Raw genomic sequence first — 14,805 nt, forward strand, 5'->3', positions numbered from 1 at the left:
ACCTCAAACGGACGGACGGCCGCGCCTGGACAGACCCTGCATCAGGATCAGGCTCGGCACAATCATCAGGAAGAAGACGAGGGTGTAGGCGCTGCCGATCTCGATCCGCAGCGAGGCATAGCTGTCGGCCAGCCCGACCGGCAAGGTCTTGGTCAGCGGCGTGTGCAGCAGCCAGGTCAGGTTGAATTCCCCCACCGACAGGGTCAGCACCATCAGCGACCCGGCCAGGATGCCGGATCGGCAGTTGGGCAGCACCACCGTGGCGAAGCGGCGCAGGAAGCCGGCGCCCAGGCTGGCCGCCCCCTCCTCCAGCGTCGTCAAATCGATGGAGCCCATCACCGCCAGCACGGCGCGCACCATGAAGGGCAGGGTGAACAGCACATGGCCGATCAGGATGAACAGCCAGCTGCCGCGCAGATCCCCGACGCCGCCATAGGTGACGATCAGCGCCAGCGCGGTGGCGAGGCCGGGGATGGCGACCGGCATCATCAGCAGCTCTTCCACCAGCCGGGCGATCCGGCCGGGACGCCGCGCCAGCGCATAAGCCGCCGGAACGCCCAGGACCAGCGTGCAGGCCAGACAGGCGAAGGCGATCTGCAGGGACAAGAGGATGGTGCCGGAATAGACCCGCAGAACCTCGTCGACCCAGCGCAGGGTCAGGCCGCTCTTCAGGCCCACGAAGTAATTGGCGGTCAGCCCGGCCAGCATCGACATCGCCATCGGCACGGTCAGCAGGGCGCAGACCAGCAGGGTGAAGCCCAGTTGCAGCCAGAACCCCCAGCCGCGTCGGTGGGAAAGGTCACGCATGATCGTCACCCCGCCGCCGCAACCGACGTGCCGGCGACGCTGCGCGCCACCGCCAGCGCCGCCCAGGTGATGAGGCCGAGCAGGACGCTGAGCGCCGCCGCCGCGGCGATGTTCGCCTGGAGCGTGAATTCGGTGTAGATCGTCATCGGCAGCACATTGATCCGGGTGGCGAGCGTGAAGGCGGTGCCGAACGCACCCATCGAGGTGGCGAAGCACAAGGCACCCGCCGAGATCAGCGCCGGTTTCAGCGCCGGCAGGATCACGTCGGCCACCACTCGCCAGGAGGAGGCGCCCAGCGAGCGCGCCGCCTCCTCCAGCCGCGGGTCCAGCTTCTCCGCCGCCGCCATCACCGTCAGGATGACGCGCGGGATCGAGAAATAGACGTAGCCGAGGAACAGACCGGCCATCGAATAGGCGAAGACCAGCTTCCCCGCCCCCAGCGCCTGGGTGATGGTGCCGATCAGCCCCTGACGCCCGGCCAGCATGATGACCATGAAGCCGATGACCACGCCGGGAAAGGCCAGCGGAAAGGTCAGCAGCGCCACCAGCAGGGCATGGCCGGGAAAGCGGTTGCGCACCAGGAACAGCCCGGCGACGGTCGATACCGCCAGCGTCACCAAAGTCACCCCGGCCGACAGCGCCAGCGTGGAGATCAGGCTGTCGAGATGGCCGGGATCGGCCAGCGTGGTCAGATAGGCCGACCATCCCGCCGTCCCGCCGGCGCCGATCAGGATCAGCCGGACCAGCGGCAGCAGGAAGAAGGCGGCGAACACCACCGCCGCCGGAGCCAGCAGGGCCGCCAGCCGCAGCGGCTCGCCCGCCCACCCCGGCCGGACCGGCGGACGGGCCGCCGGCCGGTGGGGAAGGGGGGCGTCCTGCGCGCAGGCGCTCACTTCACCTCCGCCTGATAGCGGTCCATGAAGCCCTTCTGCGCCTCGGCCATACGAACCAGATCGACCGGCTTGGCGCGGGCATAGTCGGCGGCCGGCAGGAACTTGGCCGCGGTCTCCGGCGACATCGCCTCGGCGCGCACCGGGCGCATGAAGGCGTTGGCCCACAGGGTCTGGCCCTTGTCGGACAGCACATAGTCCAGCACCTTCTTCCCGTTCTCCGGGTTCGGGCCGTTCTTGACCAGCGCCATCACATAGGGGACCGACACCGTGCCTTCTGTCGGGATGACGAAGGCGACCGGCGCCTTGTCGGTGTATTTGGCGCGGTAGGCATTGAAGTCGTAGTCGATCAGGATCGGGATCTCGCCCGACAGCACGCGGGCGTAGGAGGTCTGCTTCGGCACGATGGGCTGGTTCTTCTGCAAGTCCCTGAACCAGCCGACCGCCTTGTCGAAGCTGCCGTAATCGCCGCCCAGCGCCAGATTGACCGCCACCGCGCCGACATAGCCGACGGCCGCACTGGTCGGGTCGAGATAGCCGACCATGCCCGAATAATCGGGCTTCAGCAGGTCGGCCCAGCTCTGCGGCACCGGCTTGCCGCCCAGCGCCTCGGTGTTGACGAAGAAGCCCAGCGTGCCGCTGTGGATGGCGAACCAGTTGCCGTCGGCATCCTTCATCCCGTCGGGGATGTCGGCCCACGCCGCCGGCTTGTAGGGGGTGACGATGCCGGCCGCCTTGGCCTGGATGCCGACCGGCCCGCCGAGATAGGCGACGTCGGCCACCGGCTTGTCCTTTTCCGCCAGCATGGCGGCCATTGCCTGGCCCGAGTTCTTGTTGTCGAACGGCACGGCGATGCCGAGATCGGCCTTGATCGCCTTCAGCTGCGACGCCCAGTCCGCCCATTCCGGCGGGCAGTTGTAGCAGATCGCGACCGGTTCCGCGGCTGCGGCGGGTGTCACCACTGTGGTCAGGGCGGCGGCCAGCGCGGCAGCGCCGAGAAGGAGCGGCTTGAACATGATCCGGGGGGTCTCCGTTCGGAAAGCGCTTAGGAGGATTTAGACGGTGCCGGGCCGAGCGATTCGCCCGGACGCAGGGTGAAGGGCAGCATCACGGCGCGGCCCTGCAATTCGCCGGAAAAGCCGGTGCGCAGGCATTCGAAGGCGGTGGCGCCCATGGCGCGGGCCGGCTGCACCAGGGTGGCGAGGCTGGGGGCCATCAGCCGCCCGACCTCGATGCCGTCGAATCCGCAGACCGACAGGTCGTCGGGCACCGACAGGCCGAGGTCGCGCAGCGCCCGGATGGTGGCGAGCGCCAGCATGTCGTTGGAGGCGAAGAAGGCCGTCGGCCGCTCCGGCCCCTCCAGCAGGGGGGCCAGCCGGTGGGCCAGCCGCAGCTCGTTGAAATCGACCTCCACCACCGGCCCCGGCGGCAGCCCGGCATCGGCGAGCGCCGACGACCAGCCGGCATGGCGCCGGCGCGAGCGGTCGGACTGGCGGAAGCGCCCGGCGATCATGCCGATGCGCCGGTGGCCGAGCGCCGTCATCCGCTCCACCACCGCGCGGGAGGCCGCGACATTGTCGACGGACACATGGGCGCGCGGCACCCGTTCCGGCTGGTTGTAGGCCAGCACATAGGGCAGCCGCACCTCGTCCAGCGTGTCGAGCGACCCGCTGCGGTCGGCATCGGCGACGGTCAGCACCAGCCCCTCGACCCGGTTGGACAGCAGCCCTTCGATGGCGCGCACCTCCCGTCCCGGATCGTAGTCGGTGGAGGCGATCAGCACGCTGTAGCCGGCCTCCGCCGCCGCGTCCTGGATGCCGGCGACGCTTTCGGCGAAGACGGGATTGGTCAGCGACGGCACCAGCACGCCGACGGTGCGGGTGCGCGCCGCCTTCAGGTTGCGGCCGATGGTGCTGGGGCGGAAGGACAGGTCGGACGCGGCGGCGCGGACCTTTTCCATGGTTTCCGGCGTGGCGTTGCCGCTGCCGTTCAGCACGCGCGACACGGTGGCGATGGACACCCCGGCGCGCGCCGCCACGTCGCGGATCGTCGCCACGCGGTCCATCGCGCGTCCGTCCGCCATCCGTCCATCGCCCGCCCGCATTCCGCCCCGCACCATCCGCCAACCCTTGTTCCAGGCTGTTGTTTCCGGCGCCGGCCGATCCGGCGCGGGTGCAGAGTGGCGGCGGTGTGTTGCAATCGCATGACGTCGTGAAAACGGTTTCGTGAAGAATGGAAACGTTTCCATGCGCCCGAACCGGTTGAAGCGCTGCCCTCCGAAGGCAGAGGTCGAAGGGCGGACGAGGGTGTCTGCAAGCTGTCGGAAAATCTGTGATTTTTGTGTTTGCGTCCCCGAATGGCTTGGGCTATGTTGCGCCTCCACCAGCGATGGACCCGTAGCTCAGCTGGATAGAGCGCTGCCCTCCGAAGGCAGAGGTCATGAGTTCGAATCTCGTCGGGTCCGCCATCGATTTGCGCTAGAGCGTTGATTTAACAGTTAAATCCGCTCTAGCGCGTATCGCCTCCCCATCAGATTTTTCCTTGGTCTTTCGAGCCTGCCAGTGGACGATCACGGAAGTTGTTCGGCTGTCGGCTCGCGATCCACAATCTGCTGCCCGACAATATCCTAAAATACTGATTGGTTGATTGCATAGGCGCCAAAACTAAACCTTGGGCTGGCATTTGTATACGCCTGAAATCTTTCTCCCAGCTCCCGCGGCGACTTCATCGAGCGCTATGAATCTTACGGATTCCTCCGAAGAACAATAGCCATTGATTCTAATCATATACTCCAATTCTTGAGCGGCGGATTTGCCCTGATCGCCTGTCCCCGTCCAATAGGTAACTGAACTTCCCATGGTTCCGTCCGGCAGCAGAGCCGCATGCGGGCCATCCTTGGCGCCGCATCCCACAACCAACAATATCGCCGGAAGAATTAGCGCCTTCATATTTTCTCTCATAAGTTGGTTTCTGAATTTGCCCTGCCGTGGCCGCCGGGTAAAGGATAGTTTTTGTCATGCACCGCCCGCCGGCAGCGCCTCCTGACCCAGCTGACGGATGCGCCATGGCGCGGCGCTCGGCGCTCCCGCACCGGAACCGCACTCACCGCAAGATTTTGCAGAAGGCGTTGCAGAAAAGGCGTTGCAGTCCGGGGGACCTTATTCGGCCGCGCCCGCCTCCGCCAGCAGCGGCGGAGTGTGGTCCTCGTCGACGAAGCGCCCGCGGATCGCCACCATGACGTCGAGCCTGTCGAGGAACACCGTCACCAGTTCGGGATCAAAATGGAGACCGGCCTGCTCCCGCATGAAGCCGACGACTTTCTCCAGCGGCCAGGGCTCCTTGTAGGGGCGGGCGGACAGCAGGGCGTCGAACACGTCGGCGATGGCGACGATGCGGCCGGACAGCGGGATGTCCGTTCCGGCCAGACCGTTGGGATAGCCGGTGCCGTCCCATTTCTCGTGATGAGTCCCGGCGATCTCGGCGGCGAGGTCGAGCAGGGGCAGCCCGCTGCCGGCCAGCAGCCGCTGCCCGATACTGGCGTGCCGGCGCATGATCACCCATTCCTCAGGCTCGAGCCGTCCGGCCTTCAGCAGCACCTGGTCGGGGACGCCGATCTTGCCGATGTCGTGCAGGGGGGCCGCCTCCAGCACCTGCGCGGCATAGTTGGCGGTGCAGCCGGCGGCGAGCGCCAGCTGGTGGGAGATCTGCGCCATGCGTGCCACATGCTGGCCGGTCTCGTTGTCGCGGAATTCCCCGGCGCTGCACAGGCGGCGGATGATCTCGCGCTGGTTGGCCTCCAACTGCAGGCGGGCCGCCTCAAGTTCCAGATTGGCGATGCGCAGGGCGGCGGCCTCGCGCGCCGACGCGGCGGAAACCTTGCGGTCGGCCATGGCCGAGACCAGCGCCAGCAGCAGAAGGCCGAAGGCCGCCACCGCCACCAGAGCGGCCAGGGGGCCGCTCGACACCCCGTCCCCCAGGCTGCCGTCCGCCGCCATCAGCGTGGGATCGACCTGCACCACCAGGGCCGCCATGCCGGTGTAATGCATGCCGCAGACCGCCACCGCCATCACCAGGGCGGCCAGCGTGCGTTCCAGCAGGCGGTGGATGCGGGTGGCCAGCCACAACCCCGCCGCCGCCGCCGCCGCCGCGATGGCGACCGACAGGCCCCACAGGGTGGGGTCGTAGGCGATGCGGGCCGGCAGCACCATCGCCGCCATGCCGAGATAATGCATCGTCGCCACGCCGAGCCCGACGATGACGCCGGCCGCGGCGATGGTGGCGAGGGAGCGGCGGCGCTGGATGATGCGGAAGCCGACGGCGACGAAGGCGACCGAGGTCACCAGCGACAGCAGCGTCTTCACCGGATCGTAGGCGATCGGCGTGTCGATGGTCAGCGCCAGCATGCCGATGAAATGCATGGCCCAGATGCCGCCGCCCAGCGCCGCCGCGGCGCAGCCCTGCCACATCATGCGGGCGGCGCCGTCCGTCCGGTGCATCCGCTCCGCCATGTCCAGCGCGGAGTAGGAGGCGAAGGCGGCGACGGCATAGGACAGGGCCACCAGCCAATGGTCGTGGGAGAACGGCAGGCCGGACGCCGTTGTGAAGCACAACCCGGCCAGTTGGAACGACATCCACGACACTCCTGAAAACACCCGGCCGCTGCCGGCCGTCCTGCCCGACCGCCTCTTTTCGACCGCCCGGTCAACCGTCAGGGCGTCCAGAAGGAGAAATACCCCGACTCCAACAGTCGGGCATCGAGCGGCACCGGTCAATTGCCGGTAGTTAGCTAAAAAGCTATCTTTCTGCGGCGGGTGTCAAGAGCATTGGAGTCGATAGAACGTCAGGCAGATGCGCTGTGCGTTTGGTACTCCGCCAAGCCTCCGTTTATACGAAACGGAAGCCTGGCGTTCGGCGGAAGGTAAGATGCGGTCAGGCGTCGGCGAAGGCCATCGGCTGGCGGGCACGGGCCTCGCGGTCGCGCTCCGCGCGGCTCGGCGCCTCGACCCAGGCGATTCGTAGGATATTGGTCGATCCCGGCATGCCGAACGGCACACCGGCGGTGATGACCAGCCGCTGCCCCTCCTCGGCCAGCCCATGAACATAGGCCAGCCGCGCCGCCTTGTGCACCATGTCGGCGAAGCTCTGGACATCCTCCGTCAGCACGGCGTGGACGCCATAGGCCAGTACCATCCGGCGGGCGATGGCGGCGCTCTCGGTCAGGCAGAGGATCGGCACCTCCGGCCGTTCGCGCGCCGCCCGCAGGGTGGTGGAGCCGCTGGTGGTGTAGGTGGCGATGGCCGCCGCCTTCACCGTATGGGCGACCTGACGGGCTGCGGCGGTGATGGCGTCCGATTCCGTCTGTTCCGGGTCGGCATGCTGGGCATCCATCAGGCCGCGGTAGAGCGGATCGCCCTCCACCCGCCGGGCGATGCGGTCCATGATCGACACGGCTTCGACCGGATAGTCGCCGGACGCGGTCTCGGCCGACAGCATGACGGCATCGGCGCCGTCGAACACCGCGGTGGCGACGTCGGAGGCCTCGGCCCGGGTCGGGGCGGGGGCGGAGATCATCGATTCCAGCATCTGGGTGGCGACGATCACCGGCTTGCCGGCCGACCGGGCGGCGCGGATGATCCGCTTCTGGATCGACGGCACGTCTTCCGGCGGCATCTCCACGCCCAGGTCGCCACGCGCCACCATGACGCCGTCCGACATCTCGACGATGCGGTCGAGATGCTGGATCGCCTGCGGCTTCTCCAGCTTCGACAGCAGCGCGGCCCGGCCGGCGATCAGCTTGCGCGCCTCCGCCACGTCCTCCGGCCGCTGGACGAAGCTCAGCGCCACCCAATCCACCCCCTGGTCGAGGGCGAAATCCAGGTCGGCGCGGTCCTTGGGCGTCAGCGGCGACAGCGGCAGCACCACGCCCGGCACGTTGACGCCCTTGCGGTCCGACAGCTTGGTGCCGGACACCACCACCGTCTCGGCGAAATCGGCGCCGCAGGCGGTCACCCGCAGCCGCACCTTGCCGTCGTCGAGCAGCAGCTCGGCATCCGGCACCAGGGCGGCGAAGATCTCCGGATGGGGCATGCCGACGCGGCGGGCGTCACCCGGCTCGGCCAGCAGGTCGAGGCAGAAGGGCTGGCCGGCGGTCAGCGTCACCGGCCCGTCGGCGAAGCGGCCCAGCCGCAGCTTCGGTCCCTGGAGGTCGGCCATGATGGCGATGGGGCGGCCGGTCTCCTCCTCCAGCGCGCGGATGGCGCGGACGCGCTCGCCATGGTCCTGGTGGCTGCCATGGCTGAAATTCAGGCGGAAGACATCGACGCCGGCCTCGAACAGGCGGCGGATCATCTCGGGCGAGGAGGAGGACGGACCCAGCGTGGCGACGACTTTCGTCTGCCGGTAACGGCGGATCGGCTTGGCGGTGCTCATGGCGTAACGGACTCCGAGGGAGGAATGTGGGCTGCCGTGCAGGTCGCGGGGGCGGAGACGGGCGGCGCGGCGCCGCCTCAGGCGACCCCGAACCGGTAGACGATGGACCCGGCGGTCCATTGGCCGGGACGCAGCACGGTCGAGGGGAAGGACGGCCAGAGGGAGGGGAGATTGATGGAGTTGGGGAATTTCGACGGTTCGGCGCAGAAGGCGCTGTGCTTGGTGTAGAGCGTGCCGCCCTTGCCGACGTCCCGCGGGGTTTTGCCCTCCAGGGCATTGCCGGTGTAGAGCTGCAGGCCGGGTTCGGTGGACAGCACCTCCAGCGTCCGGCCGCTGGCCGGGTGCAGGAAGCGGGCGTTGAGGACGGGCGTCGGGCCGTTCACCGGCTTGTCGACCACGTAATGCAGGTCGTAGCCCTTGCCGAGCGCCAGCATGCGGTCGTCGGCGTCGATGCGGGCGCCCAGCGCCGCCGGGGTGCGGAAGTCGTGCGGCGTGCCGGCGACCTCCACCATCTCGCCGGTCGGCACCCCGGTATCGCCGAGCGCCAGATAGCGGCCGGCCTGGATGGTGGCGACATGGTCAAGGATCGACGACCCCAGATCGCCCGACAGGTTGAAGAAGGTGTGGTCGGTGAAGTTGGCGATGGTGGTCCTGTCGGCCGCCACCGCGGTCCAGGCGATGGTCAGTGCGTTGTCGTCGCCGAGCGTATAGACCAGCCGCAGCGGCAGGGTGCCGGGAAAGCCCTCCTCGCCGTCCGCGAAGACATGGGTCAGCTCCAGGCTGGACTCGTCGAGCTGCCGGGCGTCGAAGACCCGGAAGCGCGAGCCGCGCTGGCCGCCATGCAGGGTGTTGGGCGGGCTGTTGACCGCGGCCTGATGGGCGACGCCGTCCAGGGTGAAGCGCCCGTCGGGGATGCGCCCGCAATAACGCCCGATGAAGGAGCCCATGGACGCCTGCCCGCCCATCGCACCCTCGATCCCGTCATAGCCCTGGACCACGTCGCCCACCACGCCGTCGCGGTCGGGAACCAGGATCTGTTCGATCTTGGCGCCGTAATTGGTGATGCGCACCACCATGCCGCGCCCGTTGCGCAGGGTGAACAGATCCACCGGCTTGCCGTCGATGGTGGCGGAATAATTCTCTCGCTTGAGGTCGGTCGCCATGCTCAGGCATCCCTGTGGAAGAGGTTAGCAGAAACCGAGAAGCAGCAGCCCCAGGATCACCACCACGCGCAGGAGCAGCGCCGTCTCCAAGGGATCCGCGGTCATGACTCGGCCTCACCGGATAACTCATGGCATTATTATACTAATATATTAGCATAGAAGGCAAACCGCATCGGGAGCTGGACGCTGATGTGGACAGTATGCCGCAGGATTCCGGTTACGGCGCGTGACGGCGCGCCGCTTCAGGCGTGCCGCATCGTCACCACCAGCACGTCCCGGAAAGCCGGGCGCGCCGGATCGGTCGGCTCCACCGGCGTCACGCCGTGGAACACCCGGGCGTCGTCGACCACCGCCGATTCCTGCGGATGGCGCAGGGTGAAGCTGCCGAGCGGCCGGCCGGCGAGGTCATGGATGCTGGTCGTGCCGCTGGAGACGTTCTCGCGCCGGATCAGCATCACCAGCACCCAGTCCACGCCGTCGCGGTGCATCCCTTCCGGGGTGGGCCGTCCGGCCTCGCCGGCACGGGCTTCGATGCGGAACTGATGGACCTCGGTGTGCCAGACCTCCGGCTTGGTGGCGGCGGGGGTGAGCGGGTCGAACAGCGCGAAGCAGGTCTTCAGAATCGCGTCCAGGGCGGGGTGGGTCGCGACCGCCTCGCTGATCGGCTCGAACCAGCGTTCCAGGCCGCCGTTCAGCGGATTGTAGTCCCGGCTCTGGTAGTGGGGCTGGTGCGGCTTGCGCCTGATCTCCCCGGCCGACACCGCGAAGGCGGCGTGGCGGCGGCGGCGGTAGCGCCCGCCGTCCGCCATGTAGGTGTCGAGGCCCAGGTCGTTCCAACTGGCGCTGAACCCCTCCCAGTCCCGCAGCCCGGCGGCGTCGAGCACTCCCTGCATGGCGTCCGCCGCGACGAAGGAGAAGCCGTCCGCCGCCACAGCGTCACGAACCGCAGGAAGATCATCGGTCATCTGGCCTGTCCGCTTTCAATAGCTTTGTGTTTGACGATCGGAGTCACGCTTCAAATCGAGCCCGATTTTCCGCGATCCGATCTCAAGCGATTTCGTGCCCGCACCCTATCACAACAGCCGCGGACCCTTCTCATCCCGCAGCCCCTGCTCCAAGCGCCGCCTTGCATGACGACGACTGAACCCCCTTGTCAGAGCCGGCGCAGCCGCCCCAGCAGCGACGGGTTGTCCCAGCTCGGCTGCCGGTCCTCGATCACCACGCGGTGGGGCAGGGGGGCGTCGCTCTCCACCGCCACCTCGACCCAGCGCGGCACCAGCTCGTTGTTGATGTCGTCGAGAATGGCGACGGCCAGATTCTCCAACCCATCCGGGAAGCCGGCAAACTCCGCCAGATAGGCAACGACAGACGCCGGATCGGGCACCAGCAGGTCGGGCACCAGCCGCAGGGTCAGCCGCACCCCCGGCAGCGGTTCGCCGCGCAGCTCCATCAGGAAATCGTGGCGGGCATCGGGAGAGGGGCGGGTGGACAGCCGCTCCCGCCTCATGCCGACACCCCCAGCCCGGCCTGGCCGGCGCGGGTCAGCTTCACCCAGCTGCGGGCGCCCGACTGGAAGGACAGGCCGCCGGTGTAGCCCACCGCCCGCACGCTGTCGGCGAAGATCTGGATCAGTTCGACCCGCAGTTCCGGCGGCAGGGCGGCATGGCTGCGCAGGATCAGGTCGAAATGGTTGGGCCGCACCAGACCGTCCAGCTGCATCGGCCCGAAGCGGCTGAGGTCGAGGTCGATGACGAAGCGGCTGCCGGGCTTCGACCGTTCGCCGCCGCCGCTTTCCTCATCCTCCTGCAACGGGTGGACATGCAGCCTGATCGGCTTCGGCCCGTTCGCGTCCATCAGCGGGATGGTGTAGCTGCGCCAGTCGCCCGGCAGCGGTTCCGCCGCCTCGCGGCGCAGCCCGTCGAAATCCTTCTCCAGCCGCTCCAGCAGGTCGCGGCGTCCTGCCTTGTCGAGGGCGGAGGCGGCATCGTCGCCCAGCCAGCCCTGCGCGTCGCCGCCGCGCATCGCCGACAGGAAGAAGCCCAGCGCCGCGGTCAGCTTGCGGTTCGGCTGCGGCATCGTCGCCAGCATCGCCTTGGCCGCCGCCGGATCGGCCGCCGCCAGCGTCGCCATCAGTTGCCGCATCGCCGGCCAGTCGCGCCCGTCCAGCGGTCCCGGCGGGCCGGGCAGGGTGGGGGCCGCCGCCTGGGTGGCGCGGGCGAGGTCGGCCAGCGCCGCCGTCACCGTGGCCCCTTGCGGCAGGCTGGCCGGGACGTTCAGCGCCAGCATCCCCTGCTTGGTCGCCAGGATCGGCTGCCCCTGCGGCGTGCTGCCGGCCACCGTGCCGCGCAGGATGGGGGTATCGGGTGGCAGGGCCGCCTCGTCGGCTTGCGGCATCGGCAGAGCGGCGGCCTGTCCGCCCGCTTGCTGGCCGGATTGGCTCCCCGCCTGCTGATTGCGCCCGTTGGCCTCCGGGTTGCCCGCCCCCGGATTACCGGGCGGTTGGGGCTGTTGCGGCGGCGGGGTGACCGTCAGGATCTTCAGCGCCACCGTGGCGCCGCGCGGCAGGTCCGGCGGTTCGGGATTGCCGGCGGCTTCCCCCGGCGGGGGCGAACCCGATGCGTTGGAGCCGGGCGGAGTGGGTGCCGTCGGCGTCTCGGCGCCGGGATGGGCCGCGTTGCCGCCCAGCTGGACCGGCGTGCCGAAGGTGGCGCTACCGCCGCCCATGGTCGGGGCGGGCGTGGAGGGTCCGCCCGTCGCCGCGGCAGGCGTCCCGGCGGCCGGAGCTTCCGGCTTCGCGGTCCCGGCCGGTGCGGCGGGGGCCGGTGCCGTGGGCGTCGGCTGCGCCGGGGGCGCGGCGGCGGTCGGCAGCTTGGCGCCCGACCCGCCGGCCAGCACCAGTGCCGGCACGACGGTGCCCGGCAGCAGCGGCGGCAGATTGGTCGGGACGGTGGTCGGCGTCGGGGTGGGCAGCAGGACGGCGGGCGTGGCGCCGCTGCCGGCCGCTGGGGTCTGGGTCGTGCTGCCGGTCTGCCCGGCGCTCTGTGGCGTGGCCGGGCTTGCCAGCGATTGCAGCAGGATCAGCGCCGTCGGCTTGCCCGGCAGCGCCGTGGCCGGGGCGCCCGGCGAGGCCGTGCTGCCGGGGGTCAGCTGCACGGTGACCGGCTTGTCCGGCGGCAGTTCCGTGGCGCTGTCGAGCAGCAGTTCGCCCGCCGCGGTGCGCACGCGGGTCAGCCCTTCCGGCGTCTGGCCGGCGACGGTGCCGGTCAGCACCACCGGTCGGGTCACCTCCGGCAGCCGTTCGGGAAGTTGGACGACCGTGGCCTCGGCGGTAACGGGGGCGGGCGCGGCGGGGGCTGCCGCGGCGGTGGCGGCGGCCGGCGTGACCGACGGTGGGATCGCCCCGCCCATGCCCGCCCGTCCCGGCCGGTTACCGGGCGCTGGCGAGCAGCCGCTGCACGATCGCCTCGACGTCGCGGGCCGCGTCGCTGGCGGGCGAGCGGGTCAGCAGCGGGGTCTGGTTGCGGATGGCGTCGCGCACCTTCAGGTCGCGGCGGATGATGCCCGCCAGCGCCGGCTTGTATTTCAGGAAATTCTGGCAGGCCTTCAGGATGGTGCCGTAGGTCCGCTCGCCGTCCTTCACGCTCTGCGCCATGTTCACCACGATCCGCAGGTCGGCCGACGGGTTGGTGGCATGGGTCAGCTTGATGAAGGCATAGGCGTCGGTCAGCGAGGTCGGCTCGTCCGTCGTCACCACCAGCGTGATGCCGGCCGGACCCGACAGAGTGCGCACCGTGCGGTCGACGCCGGCCCCCATGTCCATCACCACCCGGTCATAGCTCTTCGCCAGCTCCAGCAGGTCGTTGCGCAGGCCCGACAGGCGCTGGCTCGGCAACTGCGCCAGCGTGCCCGAGCCCGAGCGGCCGGCGATGATGTCGAAGCCGGTGTCGGTGAAGCGCTGCGCCGCCTTGGCCAGCGTCACCTCGCCGTTGATGACGGCGCCCAGGTCGTTCTTGGGCGAGAATCCAAGCTGGATGTCGACGTTGGCGAGCCCGAGATCGCCGTCGAACAGCAGGGTGTTCATGCCCGCCTTGGTCAGGGCGTGGCTGAGCGTGATGGAGAACCACGTCTTGCCGACGCCGCCCTTTCCACTGGCCACGGCGATGACGTTGGCGCCGCGCAGCGGGCGAACGTTCTTGAGGGCGGCCGGGAACACCGGATCGGTCATGGCAGGGTCCTCGACGAGGGGGAACTGGCGGCTTTAGCCTTGGTTGCGGGTTTTGCGGTTGCGGGTTTCGTCGGCTTGGCTGCCGCGGCGGCCCTGCGCGGTGGTGGTGGCGGCGGTGCCGGCTCGATCTCCGGTTCCCCGTCCTCCAGATCCTCTGCCTGATACCCCCGCCCGAAGCTCGGCTTGCGTTCGGGGGTGCGGTCCGGCTCGTGGTCCTGGTGGTCGCCGCCGTGGCCGTCCTCGTCCTCGTCCCAGCCCGCCTTGCGGGCGGAGCGGCGCGGCGCCTGGTCCTTGACGGCGGGCGCCTTCTCTTCGGCAGGGATCATCATGCGGGCGAGCGCCAGCGGGTTCAGCGCGGTCAGCCCCTCCGCCACCTTGGACGAGATGCTGGCGTCGCAGAAGGACAGCCGGGCGCGCGCGGCGATGGCAAGCACGCTGCCCAGCCGGCGCGCCATGTCCAGCCGGGTGACCAGCATGCGCCGCACGCCGACCGCCTTGAAGGCCATCGCCATGTCGGCGGCCTCCAGCGCGTCGAGCCCGGCGGGCAGCACCAGGATCGGCTCCACCTCGCCGGCGGACAGCATGGCGCGGAGGTCCTGCATGTCCTCGGCGTCGAACGGGTTGCGCCCGGCGGTGTCGACCAGGACCAGATCGGTCCGGCGATGCACCTCGAAGGCGCCGGCCAGCGCGTCGGGATCCTCCACCGTCGCCAGCTTCAGCTTCATCAGCCGGGTGAAGGCGGCCAGCTGGTCGACGCCGCCGGCCCGCACCGTGTCGGTGGTGATGACGCCGACCGAGCATTTCCGGAAGACGGCGCGCGCCGCCAGCTTGGCCGCGACCAGCGTCTTGCCGGACCCCGGCGGGCCGACCAGCGCCAGAGGCTTCACCGGCGCGCGGCCGTCCGGCAGCGGGTTGAAGGTGAAATAGGAATCGAGCGCCGACCCCAGGGCCAGCCGCGGATCCTCGGTGTCCAGCCCCGATGCCGCGTCGATCAGCTGTTCGGCCAGCGACGCCGGCACGCCGTGGCGTTGCAGGGCGTCGGCCACCACCTCGCCGACGTCGATCTCGGGTTCGACCGGCTTGGCCGGCGCCCTGCCGCGGCCGTTGCGCGCGGAACCGGAGGACGGGGCCGGCGGCAGGTCGTCCTCTTCCACCGCCGCCGTCACGCGCACGCCGCCGCCTTCCTCCTCGCGCGTGGCGACGATGATGGCGTCGTCGCCCAGCGACTGGCGCACCATCCGCATGGCGTCGGACATGGTCTTGGCGTGGAAGGACTTCAGCCGCATCGGCA

At 69.6% G+C, this 14,805-nt stretch carries 12 protein-coding genes and 1 tRNA gene; 1 reads left to right on the top strand and 12 read right to left on the bottom strand.

Going from position 1 to position 14,805, the window contains the following annotated elements:
• Nucleotides 1-3 precede the first annotated feature (3 nt).
• Genes TSH64_RS30230 through TSH64_RS30245 form a run of 4 tightly spaced genes read right to left on the bottom strand, consistent with a single transcriptional unit; the run spans nt 4 to nt 3,780 of the window.
• Complete coding sequence (locus TSH64_RS30230) at nt 4-807, bottom strand: ABC transporter permease subunit (protein WP_109453169.1); 804 nt, start codon at nt 805-807, stop codon at nt 4-6.
• 5 nt (nt 808-812) lie between these two features.
• Entirely contained in the window at nt 813-1,700 is an 888-nt protein-coding gene (locus tag TSH64_RS30235; protein ID WP_247873223.1) for an ABC transporter permease, read from the bottom strand.
• The gene (locus tag TSH64_RS30240) at nt 1,697-2,713 is read right to left on the bottom strand and encodes an ABC transporter substrate-binding protein (protein ID WP_109450748.1); all 1,017 of its coding nucleotides are present in this window, start codon (nt 2,711-2,713) and stop codon (nt 1,697-1,699) included. The genes TSH64_RS30235 and TSH64_RS30240 overlap by 4 nt, the downstream gene beginning before the upstream one ends.
• Before the next feature lie 29 nt (nt 2,714-2,742).
• The gene (locus TSH64_RS30245) at nt 2,743-3,780 is read right to left on the bottom strand and encodes a LacI family DNA-binding transcriptional regulator (protein ID WP_247873224.1); all 1,038 of its coding nucleotides are present in this window, start codon (nt 3,778-3,780) and stop codon (nt 2,743-2,745) included.
• Nucleotides 3,781-4,087: 307 nt separating this feature from the next.
• Here TSH64_RS30245 and TSH64_RS30250 point away from each other — a divergent pair.
• Nucleotides 4,088-4,164: transfer RNA gene (locus TSH64_RS30250), tRNA-Arg, on the top strand.
• Nucleotides 4,165-4,855: 691 nt separating this feature from the next.
• On the opposite strand, the gene TSH64_RS30255 is transcribed toward TSH64_RS30250, so the two are convergent.
• From TSH64_RS30255 to TSH64_RS30290, 8 genes are all read right to left on the bottom strand, one after another.
• Nucleotides 4,856-6,328 (bottom strand): MHYT domain-containing protein, encoded by a 1,473-nt coding sequence (locus TSH64_RS30255; RefSeq protein WP_109450752.1) that lies wholly within the window; start codon nt 6,326-6,328, stop codon nt 4,856-4,858.
• Nucleotides 6,329-6,626: 298 nt separating this feature from the next.
• Nucleotides 6,627-8,126, bottom strand: a complete 1,500-nt coding sequence (gene pyk / locus TSH64_RS30260) for a pyruvate kinase (RefSeq protein WP_109450754.1) — start codon at nt 8,124-8,126, stop codon at nt 6,627-6,629.
• 77 nt (nt 8,127-8,203) lie between these two features.
• Nucleotides 8,204-9,289: an aldose epimerase family protein gene (locus TSH64_RS30265; protein ID WP_247873225.1), complete on the bottom strand. Its 1,086-nt coding sequence runs from the start codon at nt 9,287-9,289 to the stop codon at nt 8,204-8,206.
• 242 nt (nt 9,290-9,531) lie between these two features.
• Nucleotides 9,532-10,254, bottom strand: a complete 723-nt coding sequence (locus tag TSH64_RS30270; RefSeq protein WP_109450758.1) for a 2OG-Fe dioxygenase family protein — start codon at nt 10,252-10,254, stop codon at nt 9,532-9,534.
• A 188-nt stretch (nt 10,255-10,442) separates the two neighbouring features.
• A complete protein-coding gene (locus tag TSH64_RS30275; RefSeq protein WP_109450761.1) occupies nt 10,443-10,796 on the bottom strand; it encodes a hypothetical protein in 354 nt (117 codons plus the stop codon).
• Nucleotides 10,793-12,697: a hypothetical protein gene (locus TSH64_RS30280; RefSeq protein ID WP_109450763.1), complete on the bottom strand. Its 1,905-nt coding sequence runs from the start codon at nt 12,695-12,697 to the stop codon at nt 10,793-10,795. The genes TSH64_RS30275 and TSH64_RS30280 overlap by 4 nt, the downstream gene beginning before the upstream one ends.
• A 19-nt stretch (nt 12,698-12,716) precedes the next feature.
• Complete coding sequence (locus TSH64_RS30285) at nt 12,717-13,514, bottom strand: MinD/ParA family protein (protein WP_109450765.1); 798 nt, start codon at nt 13,512-13,514, stop codon at nt 12,717-12,719.
• Entirely contained in the window at nt 13,511-14,800 is a 1,290-nt protein-coding gene (locus tag TSH64_RS30290) for a GTPase (RefSeq protein WP_109450767.1), read from the bottom strand. The genes TSH64_RS30285 and TSH64_RS30290 overlap by 4 nt, the downstream gene beginning before the upstream one ends.
• Nucleotides 14,801-14,805: the final 5 nt, after the last annotated feature.

The organism is Azospirillum sp. TSH64 (assembly GCF_003116035.1).
In the GTDB taxonomy this organism is placed as follows: domain Bacteria; phylum Pseudomonadota; class Alphaproteobacteria; order Azospirillales; family Azospirillaceae; genus Azospirillum.

Bases quoted from the DNA above. Each gene is read 5' to 3' on its own strand.
- TSH64_RS30290 (WP_109450767.1), bottom strand. From the start codon at position 14,800: ATGCGGCTGAAGTCCTTCCACGCCAAGACCATGTCCGACGCCATGCGG.
- TSH64_RS30270 (WP_109450758.1), bottom strand. From the start codon at position 10,254: ATGACCGATGATCTTCCTGCGGTTCGTGACGCTGTGGCGGCGGACGGC.
- TSH64_RS30275 (WP_109450761.1), bottom strand. From the start codon at position 10,796: ATGAGGCGGGAGCGGCTGTCCACCCGCCCCTCTCCCGATGCCCGCCAC.
- TSH64_RS30280 (WP_109450763.1), bottom strand. From the start codon at position 12,697: ATGGGCGGGGCGATCCCACCGTCGGTCACGCCGGCCGCCGCCACCGCC.
- TSH64_RS30255 (WP_109450752.1), bottom strand. From the start codon at position 6,328: ATGTCGTTCCAACTGGCCGGGTTGTGCTTCACAACGGCGTCCGGCCTG.
- pyk (WP_109450754.1), bottom strand. From the start codon at position 8,126: ATGAGCACCGCCAAGCCGATCCGCCGTTACCGGCAGACGAAAGTCGTC.
- TSH64_RS30245 (WP_247873224.1), bottom strand. From the start codon at position 3,780: ATGGCGGACGGACGCGCGATGGACCGCGTGGCGACGATCCGCGACGTG.
- TSH64_RS30240 (WP_109450748.1), bottom strand. From the start codon at position 2,713: ATGTTCAAGCCGCTCCTTCTCGGCGCTGCCGCGCTGGCCGCCGCCCTG.
- TSH64_RS30285 (WP_109450765.1), bottom strand. From the start codon at position 13,514: ATGACCGATCCGGTGTTCCCGGCCGCCCTCAAGAACGTTCGCCCGCTG.
- TSH64_RS30265 (WP_247873225.1), bottom strand. From the start codon at position 9,289: ATGGCGACCGACCTCAAGCGAGAGAATTATTCCGCCACCATCGACGGC.
- TSH64_RS30230 (WP_109453169.1), bottom strand. From the start codon at position 807: ATGCGTGACCTTTCCCACCGACGCGGCTGGGGGTTCTGGCTGCAACTG.